Source organism: Aeromicrobium flavum (assembly GCF_007992115.1).
In the GTDB taxonomy this organism is placed as follows: domain Bacteria; phylum Actinomycetota; class Actinomycetes; order Propionibacteriales; family Nocardioidaceae; genus Aeromicrobium; species Aeromicrobium flavum.
In genome coordinates, this window is sequence record NZ_BJZQ01000004.1 from 79,243 (window position 1) to 92,864 (window position 13,622).

Here is a 13,622-nt window from a genome sequence, read left to right on the forward strand (position 1 = left end):
GTGACCGCCTTGTCCCTGGCCAATGCCGCGTACCTCGTCGCGGCCCTGTTGTTCATCCTCAGCCTCGCCGGCCTGAGCAAGCACGAGACCGCCCGCCGTGGTGTCGCCTTCGGCATCGCCGGCATGGCGATCGCGCTGGTCGCGACGTTCATCCTCGTCGCGAAGTCCGAGCCCGGCATCGGGCTCGTGCTGCTCATCGTCGCCATGGTGATCGGCGCCGCGATCGGCCTGTGGCGCGCGCGCATCGTCGAGATGACGGGCATGCCCGAGCTGATCGCCCTGCTGCACTCGTTCGTGGGCCTCGCGGCCGTCCTGGTCGGCTGGAACGGCTACCTCGAGTACCGCGACGAGCCCAACGACCTGCCCGGCGACGCCGGCACCTTGCTCGACATCCACAACGCAGAGGTCTTCATCGGCGTCTTCATCGGTGCCGTCACGCTGACCGGCTCGATCGTGGCCTACCTCAAGCTGAGCGCCAAGATGAAGAGCGCCCCGCTCGTGCTGCCGGGCAAGAACTGGATCAACCTCGGCGCCCTGGTGCTGTTCGTCGCGCTGACGATCTGGTTCGTCGTCAGCCCCGCCCTGTGGCTGCTGATCCTGGTCACGGTCGTCGCGCTCGCCCTCGGCTGGCACCTGGTCGCCTCGATCGGCGGCGGCGACATGCCGGTCGTCGTCTCGATGCTCAACAGCTACTCCGGCTGGGCCGCGGCCGCGTCGGGCTTCCTGCTCGGCAACGACCTGCTGATCATCACCGGCGCGCTCGTGGGCTCCTCGGGTGCCTACCTGTCGTACATCATGTGCAAGGCGATGAACCGCTCGTTCATCTCCGTGATCGCGGGCGGCTTCGGCATCGAGGCGGGCCCGTCCGACGACACCGACTACGGCGAGCACCGTGAGATCACGGCCGAGTCGGCCGCCGAGCTGCTGGCCGGCGCGAAGAGCGTCGTCATCACGCCCGGCTACGGCATGGCCGTGGCGCAGGCGCAGTACCCGGTCGCCGACCTGACCGCGCGCCTGCGCGAGAAGGGCGTCGACGTCCGGTTCGGCATCCACCCGGTCGCGGGCCGCCTGCCGGGGCACATGAACGTGCTGCTGGCCGAGGCCAAGGTCCCGTACGACATCGTCCTGGAGATGGACGAGATCAACGACGACCTCGCCGAGACCGACGTCGTGCTCGTCATCGGCGCCAACGACACGGTCAACCCGGCCGCCGCCGAGGACCCGACCAGCCCCATCGCCGGCATGCCCGTCCTGCACGTGTGGGAGGCCAAGCACGTCATCGTGTTCAAACGCTCGATGGCGGCCGGCTACGCGGGCGTCCAGAACCCGCTGTTCTTCCGTGAGAACAGCCAGATGCTGTTCGGTGACGCCAAGGACCGCGTCGAGGACATCATCAAGGCCCTCTGACCGCTACCCGCCTCCGGCGGGCCAGATGTGTAGCGCTCCCCACCTGTTTCGGCCCCTCGAGGCCGGATCCGGGTGGGGAGCGCTTCACATCTCAGCCGTTCGCGGCCTGCAGCTGCGAGCGCACGGAGACGGCCAGGGCCAGGGCAAGCACGCCCGCGGACGTCAGGAGCGCGACCCGTAGGCCCGCGTCGCCCCCGTGGCTCGACGCCGTGAGGCCGTAGACGGTCATCAGCGCGGCCGTGCCGAGGGCCGAGCCGATCCGCTGACCCGTCTGCAGGGCACCGCCGGCGGCGCCGCCCACGCTCGGCGGCACGTCCCGGAGCGTCAGCGCCTGGTTCGGGGAGACGACGCCGCCGCCGCCCAGCCCGGCGATGAACAGCAGCGGGGCGAACGTCCACCACAGGGCCGTGGTGCTCTGCCCCGGGGCGACGACGGCGATCGCGACGAAGCCGAGGATGATCACCGCCAGCGCGGCGAGCGTGACCTTGCGACCCACGCGACTGACCAGCCGCCCCGCGGGCGTCGACGTGAGTGCGGCGCCGAGCGCGAACGGGGTGAGCAGGAGTCCGGTCTGCAGGGCGCTCAGGTCGCGCTCGCCCTGGAGCCACACCGACGAGACCAGGAAGACCCCCGTGAAGCCCGCGAAGTACAGCGCCCCGATCACCACCCCGCTGCCGTAGGTGGGCAGCTCGCCGAGCATCTCGACGTCCAGCAGCGGCGCGCGATTGCGGGACCGCACGGACCGCTCCCACCGCACGAACCCGAATGCCAGGGGCGGCACCGCCAGCACCAGCAGCAGCGGCAGCCCAGCGCCCGACTCGGCCTCGATGAGCGGGAACAGCAGGCACAGCACGGTCAGTCCGAGGAGGACGGCGCCGACCACGTCGACGCGCTCCCGGTCGGCGTCGCCGCGGGCGACCGGCACCAGGCGTCGCACCGCGACCAGGGCGACCAGGCCGACCGGGACGTTGATCAGGAAGATCAGCCGCCACCCCAGATCGTCCCCTGCGAGCGCGATGACGGCGCCGCCGAGGACCGGACCGATCCCGGACGCCACCGAGACGGTCAGACCGAAGTAGCCGAACGCGCGACCTCGCTCCGCCCCGGAGAAGAGCTCCTGGATCAGCCCCGAGCTCTGGGGCGTGAGGAGCCCGGCGGCTGCCCCCTGCACCAGCCGCGCTGCGACGACCAGGCCCGCACTCGGCGCCAGGCCGACCGCGGCACTGGCGAGCACGAAGGCGATGAGGCCGACCGTCATCAACCGACGGCGACCGTACGCGTCTCCGAGGTGTCCGCCGGCCACGAGGACGAGACCGAACGTCAGGGCGTAGCCGGAGACGACCCACTGCACCGTGCCGGTCGTGGAGTCGAGGCCCTCCCGGATGGACGGGACCGCGACGTTGACGACCGTGACGTCCAGCAGGGTCATGAACCCGACCACGAGCGTCACGGCCAGGATCCGCCAGCGGCGAGGGTCGGGCTCGTCGACCGCGATCGGCTCGGGGCCGCCGCCCGTCGTCTCGTCGCCCACCCGACCACTGTGCCGCCGGGCGCGTCACCTGTCCTGTCGAGCGCCCGCGATCTCGTCGCGCAGGTGGGCCTTCATCGGCTCGGGGGCGAAGCTGGCATCGACCGCGGCCGTGGCCAGCGCCCGCAGTCCGGCCTCGTCGAGGTCGAGCAGCTCGGCCGCGATGGCGTACTCGTCGTTGAGCGTGGTGCCGAACATCGGCGGGTCGTCCGAGTTGATCGTGACGGTGACGCCGGCCTCCACCAGGGCGGCGAGGGGATGCTCGTCGAGCGACGGCACCGAGCGCGTGCGCACGTTGGACGTCGGGCACACCTCCAGCGCGATCCCGTCGGCCACGAGCCGCTCCATCAGGGCGGGGTCCTGGGCCGCGGCGATGCCGTGGCCGATCCGCTCGGCGCCGAGCGTGTCGATGCTGTCCCAGATCGACTGCGGACCGGTCGACTCGCCGGCGTGGGGCACGCTGTGCAGGCCGGCGGCCCGGGCGCGCTCGAAGTGTGAGGCGAACTGCGGACGCGGCACGCCGATCTCGGGCCCGCCCAGGCCGAAGCCCACCAGGGAGCCCGGACCGAGCCGCAGGGCCGTGTCGAGGGTGACGTCGGCCGCGGGGAGCCCGGACTCGCCGGGGATGTCGAAAATCCACTGCAGCGCGACGCCGAAGTCGCGCTCGACGGCGGCGCGGGCGTCCTCGATCGCCTCGACGTAGGCCTCGGCCGCGATCCCGCGCACGATCGACGTGTACGGCGTCATCGTCAGCTCGGCGTACCGCACGTTCTGCGCGGCGAGGTCGCGCCCGACCTCGTGGGTCAGGGTCCAGATGTCCTCGGGCGTGCGGAGCAGGTCGACCACCGAGAGGTAGACCTCGATGAAGTGTGCGAAGTCGGTGAAGGTGAAGTACTCGGCGAGCGCCGCCGCATCGGCGGGCACCGGCGAGTCGGGGTGGCGCTCGGCCAGCCGGGCGACGGTGTCGGGCGACGCCGAGCCGACGTGGTGGACGTGCAGCTCGGCCTTGGGCAGCGCCGCGATGAAGTCCTGCATCAGTCGACGATGCCGTAGAGCCGGTCCCCCGCGTCGCCCAGGCCCGGCACGATGTAGCCGTTCTCGTCGAGGCGCTCGTCGAGGCCGGCGCTGAACAGGTGCACCGGGACGTCGATGTGGGCGGTGTCCCGCTCGAGCCGCTCGATGCCCTCGGGCGCCGACAGCAGCGTGATCGCGGTGATCTCCCGGGCGCCGCGCGCGACGAGGAAGTCGATCGCCATGGCGAGGGTGCCGCCCGTGGCCAGCATCGGGTCGAGCACGTAGCACTGGCGGCCGTCGAGCCGGTCCGGGAGCCGCTCGGCGTACGTCTCGGCCTCGAAGGTCTCCTCGTTGCGGATCATGCCCAGGAAGCCGACCTCGGCCGTGGGCAGCAGCCGCTGCATGCCCTCGAGCATGCCCAGGCCCGCACGCAGGATCGGCACGACCAGCGGACCGGGGCTGGTGAGCCGCACGCCCTGGGTGGTGGTGAGGGGCGTGGTGACCTCGACGGTCTCGACACTGACCTCACGGGTCGCCTCGTACGCCAGCAGCGTGACGAGCTCCTCGGTGAGCCGACGGAAGGTCGGCGAATCGGTGCGCGCGTCGCGCAGGACCGAGAGCTTGTGGGAGATGAGCGGGTGGTCGGCGACATGGACACGCATGGGTCGAGGGTAGCGGCCGTGTGCGGACGTCTGTCACCATCGCAGGGTGGCCGAGGACGATGTCGACTTCGTGATCGCCGCGTACCGAGACGATGGTGCGTGGACCGTCGTCGAACTCCCGCCACGGCTGGGCGAGGATTTCGAGGGATTCACCGACGCCCTCGCGCGATTCCCGTCCGACGTCGGCGTCCTGGGGCTGGCCTCGGTCAACGACGACTTCTTCCTGATCGTGCGCCGCAGCGGCGACCACGTGCGCGCCCTGCTCTCCGACGCCACCGCGGTGTGGGACTGGCCGGTCGCGGCCGACCTCGCCGAGCTGGTGAACGCCCCGGACGGGGACGAGGAGCCGGTGCCCGTGGGCGACCTCGAGATCGTCAGCGACCTGGGCCTGGCCTCCGTCGAGCTCAGCCTGCTCTGCGACGACGACGATCTCTTCCCCGACGAGGCGCTGGCCGACGTGGCCGAGAAGCTGGGCTTCGGCGAGCAGTTCGAGGCGATCGTCGGGTGACCTGGGACCCGTTCATGCGACGGGCCCTCGAACTGGCTCGTGAGGCTGCCGACGGCGGCGACGTGCCGGTCGGTGCGGTCGTCGTGCACGAGGGCCGGATCGTCGGCGAGGGCCGCAACACCCGCGAGCGCGACGCCGACCCCACCGGCCACGCGGAGGTGGTGGCCCTGCGCGAGGCTTCGCGGTCCCTGGGCCGCTGGCGACTCGACGGGTGCACCCTCGTGGTCACGCTCGAGCCCTGCACGATGTGCGCGGGCGCCCTGGTGGCGGCCCGGGTCGACCGCCTGGTGTTCGGCGCCTGGGACGACAAGGCCGGCGCCGTCGGGTCGCTGTGGGACGTGGTGCGCGACCGGCGCCTCAACCACCGCCCCGAGGTCCTCGCCGACGTGCTCGCCGCCGACTCCTCCGTGCTGCTGCGCTCCTTCTTCGGTCGCTGACAGTCTCAGCCGCCCCCGGGAATAGTCCGCGCCGGCCCACGTTTTAGTAGTTGAATGTTTAACTAACTTCTGGGAGACTGAGGTCATGAGCAGCATGCAGATCGGCATCTTCACCGTCGGCGACGTCACGACGGACCCCACGAACGGCACGACGCCCAGCGAGCACGAGCGCATCAAGAACACGGTCGCGATCGCGAAGAAGGCCGAGGAGGTGGGCCTCGACGTCTTCGCGACCGGCGAGCACCACAACCCGCCGTTCGTCCCGTCCAGCCCGACCACGACGCTGGCCTACATCGGCGCGCAGACCGAGAAGATCATCCTCTCGACCTCGACGACGCTCATCACGACGAACGACCCGGTCAAGATCGCCGAGGACTACGCGACGCTGCAACACCTCGTCGACGGCCGCATGGACCTCATGCTCGGCCGCGGCAACACCGCCCCGGTCTACCCGTGGTTCGGCAAGGACATCAGCAAGGCCGTCGAGCTGACGATCGAGAACTACCAGCTGCTGCAGAAGCTCTGGAGCGAGCCGGTCGTCAACTGGGAGGGGAAGTTCCGCACGCCGCTGCAGGGCTACACCTCGACCCCCGCGCCGCTGGACGGAGTCGCACCGTTCGTGTGGCACGGCTCCATCCGCACGCCCGAGGTCGCCGAGCTGGCCGCCTTCTACGGCGACGGCTACTTCGCCAACAACATCTTCTGGCCGAAGGAGCACTACATCCGGTTGATCAACTTCTACCGGCAGCGCTACGCCCACTACGGCCACGGCACCCCCGAGCAGGCCATCGTCGGTCTCGGCGGCCAGTTCTTCATGCGCAGGAACAGCCAGGACGCGGTCAACGAGTTCCGGCCGTACTTCGACAACGCGCCGGTCTACGGCCACGGCCCGAGCATGGAGGACTTCACCGAGCAGACGCCGCTCACGGTGGGCAGCCCCCAGCAGGTGCTGGAGCGCACGCTGGCGTTCGCGGACTACTTCGGCGACTACCAGCGCCAGCTGTTCCTCGTCGACCACGCGGGCCTGCCGCTGAAGACGGTGCTCGAGCAGCTCGACCTGCTCGGCGAGATCCTGCCCACGATGCGTGCCGAGTTCAACGCGCGCCGCCCGGCGAACGTGCCGGACGCCCCCACCCACGCCGCTCGCGTCGCCGCGCGCGACGCCGCCCTGAACGAGGAGGTCTCGGCATGACGCGTCTCGTCGCGCTGTCAGCGGGCGTCGGCGAGCCGTCGACCACGCGCATGCTGGCCGACCGGCTCGCCGCGGCCTCGGGCACGGCGCTCGGCGGCGCCAGCATCGAGGTGGTGAACCTGCGCGACTTCGCGCACGAGATCACCGATGCGGCGCTCACCGGCTTCGCGGCGCCCCGGCTGCAGCACGTGTACGACCAGGTCGGGGCGGCCGACGCGTTGATCGTCGTCGTCCCGACGTTCAAGGCGTCCTACCCGGGCCTGTTCAAGTCGTTCGTCGACGCCCTCGACAACGACGCCCTGATCGGCAAGGTCGTGCTGCTCGCGGCCACCGGTGGCACGGCGCGCCACTCGATGGTCATCGACTTCGCGCTGCGTCCGCTGTTCGCGTACCTGCAGTCCGTGATCGTGCCGACGGGCGTGTTCGCCAGCCCGCACGACTGGGGCTCCGCGGGCGAGGGCACGCTGCAGAGCCGGATCGAGCGCGCCGCGGGCGAGCTCGCCAGCCTGCTCGCCGGCGCGGGCTCGGGCCGCTCGAAGGACGACGAGATCGACCTGTTCAGCGAGACGATGCTGTCGATCAGCCAGCCCGACTGACTCCCCGCCCTCAACTCCACTTTTGGAACTGGATCCACGCGATCTCGTCCAAATGACGTGAATCCGGTTCCAGAAGTCGGGAGGGGCGCGGGTCGAGTCAGGCCGCGGCGCGCACCAGCAGCGCGAGGGTCGGCACGCAGGTCACGGCCAGGAGGGCGGCGTTGAGGCGTCGGTGCTCCCACAGGATCGCGGCGTACTCCCGCAAGATCGCGCTGGGCCAGAAGTAGAGCGCGGTCCGCGCTCCGAGGCCGTAGCCGTCGAGTCCGACCTGCCGGAGCAGCAGGGCCGCCCTCAGCACGTGGTAGTCGTTCGTGACGACCGCGAACCGACCGCCGTCCACCCCGTGCCGGGCAGCCACCTGCGCGCTGAACCTCAGGTTCTCCTCCGTCGAGGTCGACGCGTCCTCGAGCCACAGCAGGTCGCGATCGACACCTGCCTCGACGAGGTGGTTGGCCATCGCGACCGCTTCGGGCACGACCTCGTCTGACCCCTGCCCACCGGAGCAGATCAGGTGCGTGTCCCGGCCCCGGGCACGGGATCGGTCGAGTGCCTCGCGGCCTCGGTCCAGACGCGCGGCCAGCAACGGCGTGGGGCGGTCGCCGCGGAGTCCGGCGCCGAGCACGATCACCGCGTCGACCGGGCGGGCCCAACGCCGGGCGGCCCAGCCGTAGAGCAGGCCGTAGCCGACGAAGGCGACGAACAGGACGGCCAGGTACGTGACGGGAGCCGCGAGGGCGACGAGCCAGAGGAACAGCTCACGCGCGACGTCCGTGTGGTTCTGGTCGACCCACCAGACCGTCAGCACGAAGGCGCAGAATCCCAACACCCCGACCCCGAACACGAACGAGAGCAGGTGGGCCGGACTGCGGCCCTCACGCCGGACCATCGCGATCCCGTTCGCGACGCTCGCCACGCCGAGCACCAGCAGCGCGGCGTAGGCGAGCAGCAGGACGCCGAGCATCGCCCACGCGAGCGGGAGCGGATCGTCGGAGTCGTCGAGCACCAAGGCCGCTCGACCGAGGACGCCGATGGTCGCAAGACCGGCCGCGAGCGCGATCAGCACCGCGATGCTCAACCGGCGCGGGTCACGCCACGCGAGGACGCCCGCGGCTGTCGCCAGCAACGCCACGAGTGCCCACCCCACGCGTCGGACTCTAGTCGGCGCGGCGCCCGAGAACCCCGATTGGGACGGAACCGGGTCGCTGACGTAAACTCCTCGGCGGTGGCGTGTCCGAGCGGCCTAAGGAGCACGCCTCGAAAGCGTGTGTGGGTTCACGCCCACCGTGGGTTCAAATCCCACCGCCACCGCCAGCGTGACCAGAGCCCCCGTCGAGTGCGAACTCGACGGGGGCTCTCTCATCCCCGAACTCCCTCCCTCGGCGATCCGCGCCGATAGGATCGCGGCCACCCCCGGGAGGAGGAGGAGACCGTGCACGTCCGCACACCCGTCGCACCGTGGCTCGTCGTCGCGGTGCTCGTCGCCGTCGCAGCGGCCGCGGTGATCGCCTTGGACGACTCGGACAGCGACGTCACTCGGGCTTCGGTCCGGGGAGACCTCGCCTCGCTGCCCGGGATACCGCTCGTTCTTCCCGACCAGGTGCCCGAGGGCTACTCGTGGCAGGGCCTGGACTCCCACGAGATCGACCCCTCGGGTCGGGTCGTCGGTCGCTCGTCGACGTTCGCGGCATGGGGGAACCTCGATCACGCGCCGACCGTGCAGGTCTGCTCGCACACGCCCGCGGTGCAGACCTGTCCCCGGGGTGACTGGTCGATCGAGCGGAAGGTCGACGGACTGGGCGTGACGATCGCCTTCATGGGCGGGCAGCGCGACCGCGCCGGAGACACGGCGTTCTGGGAGTCCGTGCGACTGTCGGACTCGCTCGACGTCTCCTGGCTGGACGAGGGCTAGGGAACGCGCGAGCTGACGCCGCCGCTCAGATCTCCTGGAGCCGCGGCGCGGTCTTCTCGGCGAACTCGCTGACCCAGCCGACCGGGTCGGGGCCGTGCGGCGAGACCGAGACCGACTGAATGCCGAGCTCGGCGTAGGCGGCGACGTCCTCGAGGAACTTCTCGGGATCCTTCACGGCGTCACCGGGCGACTGCAGGGTCCGCAGGATGTCGGCGGGGTCGCGGCCCACGTCGGCGCAGTGCTGGTCGAGGACCTCGAGCTTGTGCTTGATGACGTCGGTGCCGGCGGGGAAGAGGTTGCAGGCGTCGCCGTACTCGGCCACGAAGCGCAGCGTCTTCTTCTCGCCCATGCCGCCGAGCAGGATCGGCGGGTGCGGCTCCTGGATCGGCGCGGGATGGCAGATCGTCTCGGCGAGCTGGTAGTGCTTGCCCTCGTACGCGCCGTCGTCGTCACTCCACATCTGGTGGATGATCTGCAGCGTCTCCTCGAGCCGCTCGAACCGCTCCTTCATGTCGGGGTACGGCACGCCGAGACCGTGGTGCTCGCGCTCGTACCAGGCGGCGCCGAGTCCCAGGATCGCGCGACCCCCGGACAGCACGTCCAGGGTCGTGGCGATCTTCGCCAGCAGGCCCGGGTGCCGGTACGTGACCCCGGTGACGAGCAGGCCCAGCTTCACGCGCTCGGTCACGCCGGCCAGGTAGCCCAGGGCCGTGTAACCCTCGAGCATCGGGTCCTCGGACTTCCCGACGGTCTCCATCTGGAAGTAGTGGTCCATCAGGGTGACGGCGTCGGCACCGGCCTGCTCGGCCCGGCGCGCCGTCTCGGCGAGGGTCGGGGCGAGCGACTGCGGCTCGCCGGGGATCGTGAAGTTGTAGACGTGAACGCTGAAACGCATTCCTCAGCCTAGGCACGCTTCGACGACGCCGTCGACCGCTGAGCGGTCGCAGAAGTCGACGCGACGCGGTTCCAGGGCGTCGAGCATGGCCTGCTCCTCGGTGGTGCGCTCCTGCTTGGCCTTCAGGCTGCGGCGGATCGCGGCCATCATCGACCGCTCGAGCAGGCTCAGCCGATCGCGGTCCAGCGCGCCGCGCACGTGCCGGACGGCCAGGCGGTCCCGCAGCTCGGGCGAGAGCTTCGACGCCACCAGCTCGTCGCGCTTCGTCGACAATGCCGGGTCGCTCAATCCCACGGTGACGAGCACCCAGCGCGTCGCGGTCTCGAGCTCCATCGCGCGACGCAGGTCGCCGATGCCGCGCAGCTGCGGTCCGTAGATCGAGGCGCAGAACACCACCGTGCCCTGGGCGGCCAGTCGCTGAGGGGTGACGTCGTCGACCGCGGCGACCGGGGCACCGAGCGCCTCCCCGATCCACTCGGCGTACCGCTGGGCGGAACCGTACTTCGAGGCGTGCACGACGAGGGTGGTCACGTCCCGAGGCTAGGCGGCCGGCGGGGTCACCCGTCAGTGCCGCGGCCCCCGGTAGGTTGGCGCCGTGACCACGCGCCGGCTGCTGCTCGTCAACGGGCCCAACCTGAACCTGCTCGGCACGCGTGAGCCCGAGATCTACGGCTCCGAGACCCTCGATGACGTCGAGGCCCTGGTCACGGAGGCCGCCACGGCCCACGGGTACGAGGTGCGGTCGGTCCAGAGCAACCACGAGGGCGTGCTGATCGACGCGATCCACGCCGCCCGCGAGGACTGCTCCGGCATCGTCATCAACCCCGGCGGCCTGACGCACACCTCCGTGGTCCTGCGAGACGCGCTCTCGGGCGTGGCGCTCCCCGTGGCAGAGATCCACATCTCCGACGTGATGGCGCGCGAGCCGTTCCGCCACCACTCGTACGTGGCGGACGTCGCCGTCGTTCACGTCATCGGCGAGGGCGTGCCCGGCTACCGCACGGCCACCGATCGCCTCATCGCGCACATCGCCGGCCGATAAGATCGGTCCACCGACGACGGCTGGGAAGGGGATGATGTGACCTCCCACGACCTCGACGTCATCCTGCTGACGGGGTCGGGAGTCCTCATCCTCGCCGTGCTGGCCGTGCGGCTCTCGGTGGGCATCGGGCTGCCGTCGCTGCTGATGTACCTCGGCCTGGGCATCCTCATCGGCTACGACGGGGCCGGCGTCCAGTTCGCCGACGCCAACATCGCCCTGGTGCTGGGCCTGTCGGCGCTGATCCTCATCCTCGCCGAGGGCGGCCTCACCACGAACTGGGCGCGGATGAAGCCGTCGCTGGGGCTGGGCGTCCTGCTCGCCACACTGAGCACCTCCCTGAGCGTCGTCATCGTCGCCGGGGGCGCCCACTACCTGTTCGGCCTGGACTGGCAGCTGGCCGTCCTCATCGCCGCGGTGCTCTCACCCACCGACGCGGCCGCCGTCTTCTCCGTGCTGCGCACCGTGCCGCTGAAGTCGCGCGTCTCCGGCGTGCTCGAGGCCGAGTCGGGCCTCAACGACGCCCCGATCGTCGTCCTCGTCACCGCGATCAGCGTCGGCGAGATCGGCGAGTACGGCCCGGCGGGCTTCTTCGCCCTCGTCGTCTTCGAGCTGGTGATCGGCGCGCTGATCGGCCTCCTCGTGGGTGCCGGCGGGGCGAAGCTGCTGCGCCGCGCCGCGCTCCCGGCCGCGGGCCTGTACCCGCTCGTCGTGTTCGCCATGACCGTGCTGGCCTACGCGCTGGCGGCCACCATCCACGCCAGCGGGTTCGCCGCCGTCTACGTCGCCGCGGTGGTCCTGGGCAACACGGAGCTGCCCCACCGGTCGGCCACGCGCTCGTTCGTCGAGGGCATCGGCTGGCTCGCCCAGATCGGCCTGTTCGTCATGCTCGGCCTGCTCGTGCACCCCAGCGACATCGCGCTGTGGCACCTCGGCGTCGGGGTGGGGGTCGGCGCCCTGCTGACCTTCGTCGCGCGCCCGGTGTCGGTGGCCGCGTCGGCCGTCTGGTTCCGCGTCGGCTGGCGCGAGCAGCTGTTCATCAGCTGGGCCGGCCTCCGCGGCGCGGTGCCCATCGTCCTGGCCACCATCCCGCTCGCCAACGGCGTCCCGCACTCGATCGACCTGTTCAACATGACGTTCGTGGCCGTGGTCGTCTACACGATCATCCAGGCCGGTCCGCTGGGCCGATTGGCGCGGTGGTGCGGCGTCGAGACCGACCGGGGCCGCGACGTCGAGATCGACGCTGCTCCCCTCGAGCGCATCTCGGCCGACCTGCTGCAGATCCACGTGCCGCCGGCGTCACGCCTCGCCGGGGTCGAGGTCGGCGAGCTGCGGCTGCCGCAGGGCGCCTCCGTCACGATGGTCGTGCGCGACGAGTCCACCCTCGTGCCGCACCGCACGACCCGGATCCTGGTGGACGACGAGCTGCTGGTCGTCACCACGCGCGACCTGCGCGAGCAGGTCGAGCGACGGCTGCGCGACGTGGCGCGCCATGGTCGCCTCGCCGGCTGGGACCTCGACCCGCGCGCCGACCGGGACGCCTAGCCACCTCGGTTCGCTACGGCAGCGTGATGGCCGGGACGCAGACCGACACGTCGCGGCTGGCCTTGACCTTCGTCTTGGCCTTCTTCAGTCCCTTGTAGTCGGGGCCGATGAGGACCGAGATGCCGTCCTCGGTCTCGAAGTCGGGGGCCGCCTTGGCGACCTTGCCCTTGAACTGCTGGGCGACGAGCTTGACCCGGGGGTCGTCGGGGTCGGGCGCGAGGACCGTGACGTTCTTGACCTTCACCCGGCCGGGGTTGTTCTTCGCGACGCCGCCGAGGAAGCCACGGCGCTCCAGGTTGATCTTGACGCGGTTGGCGATGCCGGCGCGCTTGCTGGAGTTGTAGACGTGCACCATGACGAGGTTGCTGCTGAGCACCTCGCCGCGGGCGACCTTCTTGATCTCGCAGGTGGCCTCCTCGGCCACGGGCTCAGGCTTGGAGAAGGCGAGGTTGACGCCCAGGAACGTCCCCGCGACGAAGACTCCTGCCGCGCCGAGGACGACGAGACGCTCGATGGCTCTGCTCATGCCTGCTTGCCGATCGTGTGGACGCGGGCGTGGACCATGGTGCGCTGCTGGAGCGCGGCACGCAGTGCGCGGTGGAGGCCGTCCTCGAGGAAGAGCTCGCCCTTCCAGCCGACGACGTGGGCGAACAGGTCGCCGAAGTAGGTGGAGTCGGTGTCGAGCAGCGTCTCGAGGTCGAGGGTCGTCTTCGTCGTCGTGAGGTCGTCGAGGCGGACCTGGGTGGGCGCGATGGCAGCCCACTGACTCTGGGTCAGTCCATGGTCGGGGTAAGGCCGCCCGTCCCCCACGCGGCGAAAGATCACCCGCCCAGTCTAAGGGGCCCGCCACGGCAAAGTTCGCGACCGCCATGCCGGCCTCGGGGAACTAG

Annotated in this window: 16 protein-coding genes and 1 tRNA gene; 9 read left to right on the top strand and 8 right to left on the bottom strand. The window is 70.9% G+C overall.

The window, feature by feature from the left end:
• The gene (gene pntB, locus AFL01nite_RS05960) at window positions 1-1,407 is read left to right on the top strand and encodes a Re/Si-specific NAD(P)(+) transhydrogenase subunit beta (protein WP_146826438.1); all 1,407 of its coding nucleotides are present in this window, start codon (window positions 1-3) and stop codon (window positions 1,405-1,407) included.
• 91 nt (window positions 1,408-1,498) lie between these two features.
• On the opposite strand, the gene AFL01nite_RS05965 is transcribed toward pntB, so the two are convergent.
• The 3 genes from AFL01nite_RS05965 to upp are packed head-to-tail and all read right to left on the bottom strand — an operon-like array spanning window position 1,499 to window position 4,611.
• Window positions 1,499-2,938, bottom strand: a complete 1,440-nt coding sequence (locus AFL01nite_RS05965; protein WP_246119607.1) for an MFS transporter — start codon at window positions 2,936-2,938, stop codon at window positions 1,499-1,501.
• A 24-nt stretch (window positions 2,939-2,962) separates the two neighbouring features.
• The gene (locus AFL01nite_RS05970) at window positions 2,963-3,970 is read right to left on the bottom strand and encodes an adenosine deaminase (RefSeq protein WP_146826440.1); all 1,008 of its coding nucleotides are present in this window, start codon (window positions 3,968-3,970) and stop codon (window positions 2,963-2,965) included.
• Window positions 3,970-4,611: a uracil phosphoribosyltransferase gene (upp, locus tag AFL01nite_RS05975; protein WP_146826442.1), complete on the bottom strand. Its 642-nt coding sequence runs from the start codon at window positions 4,609-4,611 to the stop codon at window positions 3,970-3,972. Before upp ends, AFL01nite_RS05970 begins: the two co-directional genes overlap by 1 nt.
• Window positions 4,612-4,657: 46 nt before the next feature.
• On the opposite strand from upp, the gene AFL01nite_RS05980 reads away from it, so the two are divergent.
• From AFL01nite_RS05980 to AFL01nite_RS05995, 4 genes are all read left to right on the top strand, one after another.
• A complete protein-coding gene (locus AFL01nite_RS05980) occupies window positions 4,658-5,119 on the top strand; it encodes a tRNA adenosine deaminase-associated protein (RefSeq protein WP_146826444.1) in 462 nt (153 codons plus the stop codon).
• Window positions 5,120-5,133: 14 nt separating this feature from the next.
• Window positions 5,134-5,556, top strand: coding sequence for a tRNA adenosine(34) deaminase TadA (gene tadA / locus AFL01nite_RS05985; protein WP_146826686.1), 423 nt, complete (start codon window positions 5,134-5,136; stop codon window positions 5,554-5,556).
• 94 nt (window positions 5,557-5,650) lie between these two features.
• The gene (locus AFL01nite_RS05990) at window positions 5,651-6,748 is read left to right on the top strand and encodes an LLM class flavin-dependent oxidoreductase (protein ID WP_146826688.1); all 1,098 of its coding nucleotides are present in this window, start codon (window positions 5,651-5,653) and stop codon (window positions 6,746-6,748) included.
• Window positions 6,745-7,344 carry a CE1759 family FMN reductase gene (locus AFL01nite_RS05995; RefSeq protein WP_146826446.1) on the top strand — a complete coding sequence of 200 codons (600 nt, stop codon included), beginning with the start codon at window positions 6,745-6,747 and terminating at the stop codon, window positions 7,342-7,344. Before AFL01nite_RS05990 ends, AFL01nite_RS05995 begins: the two co-directional genes overlap by 4 nt.
• Before the next feature lie 97 nt (window positions 7,345-7,441).
• Here AFL01nite_RS05995 and AFL01nite_RS06000 read toward each other — a convergent pair whose 3' ends face one another.
• Entirely contained in the window at window positions 7,442-8,488 is a 1,047-nt protein-coding gene (locus tag AFL01nite_RS06000; protein ID WP_146826448.1) for a YdcF family protein, read from the bottom strand.
• Window positions 8,489-8,565: 77 nt separating this feature from the next.
• On the opposite strand from AFL01nite_RS06000, the gene AFL01nite_RS06005 reads away from it, so the two are divergent.
• Together AFL01nite_RS06005 and AFL01nite_RS06010 are read left to right on the top strand one after the other, a co-directional pair.
• Window positions 8,566-8,655, top strand: a tRNA-Ser gene (locus tag AFL01nite_RS06005).
• 118 nt (window positions 8,656-8,773) lie between these two features.
• Window positions 8,774-9,253, top strand: coding sequence for a DUF4148 domain-containing protein (locus AFL01nite_RS06010; RefSeq protein ID WP_146826450.1), 480 nt, complete (start codon window positions 8,774-8,776; stop codon window positions 9,251-9,253).
• A gap of 25 nt (window positions 9,254-9,278) precedes the next feature.
• Here the strand turns inward: AFL01nite_RS06010 and AFL01nite_RS06015 are convergent, their stop codons facing one another.
• On the bottom strand, window positions 9,279-10,148 hold the full coding sequence (locus AFL01nite_RS06015) for an LLM class F420-dependent oxidoreductase (protein ID WP_146826452.1): 870 nt from the start codon (window positions 10,146-10,148) through the stop codon (window positions 9,279-9,281).
• A gap of 3 nt (window positions 10,149-10,151) precedes the next feature.
• Window positions 10,152-10,679 (bottom strand): flavodoxin domain-containing protein, encoded by a 528-nt coding sequence (locus AFL01nite_RS06020; protein WP_146826454.1) that lies wholly within the window; start codon window positions 10,677-10,679, stop codon window positions 10,152-10,154.
• Window positions 10,680-10,743: 64 nt separating this feature from the next.
• On the opposite strand from AFL01nite_RS06020, the gene aroQ reads away from it, so the two are divergent.
• Both aroQ and AFL01nite_RS06030 read left to right on the top strand, forming a co-directional pair.
• Window positions 10,744-11,190: a type II 3-dehydroquinate dehydratase gene (gene aroQ / locus AFL01nite_RS06025; protein WP_146826456.1), complete on the top strand. Its 447-nt coding sequence runs from the start codon at window positions 10,744-10,746 to the stop codon at window positions 11,188-11,190.
• 36 nt (window positions 11,191-11,226) lie between these two features.
• A complete protein-coding gene (locus tag AFL01nite_RS06030; RefSeq protein ID WP_146826458.1) occupies window positions 11,227-12,732 on the top strand; it encodes a potassium/proton antiporter in 1,506 nt (501 codons plus the stop codon).
• A 13-nt stretch (window positions 12,733-12,745) separates the two neighbouring features.
• Here AFL01nite_RS06030 and AFL01nite_RS06035 read toward each other — a convergent pair whose 3' ends face one another.
• Window positions 12,746-13,258, bottom strand: coding sequence for a LytR C-terminal domain-containing protein (locus AFL01nite_RS06035; RefSeq protein ID WP_146826460.1), 513 nt, complete (start codon window positions 13,256-13,258; stop codon window positions 12,746-12,748).
• Window positions 13,255-13,557 (bottom strand): type II toxin-antitoxin system VapB family antitoxin, encoded by a 303-nt coding sequence (locus AFL01nite_RS06040; RefSeq protein ID WP_146826461.1) that lies wholly within the window; start codon window positions 13,555-13,557, stop codon window positions 13,255-13,257. Before AFL01nite_RS06040 ends, AFL01nite_RS06035 begins: the two co-directional genes overlap by 4 nt.
• Window positions 13,558-13,622: the final 65 nt, after the last annotated feature.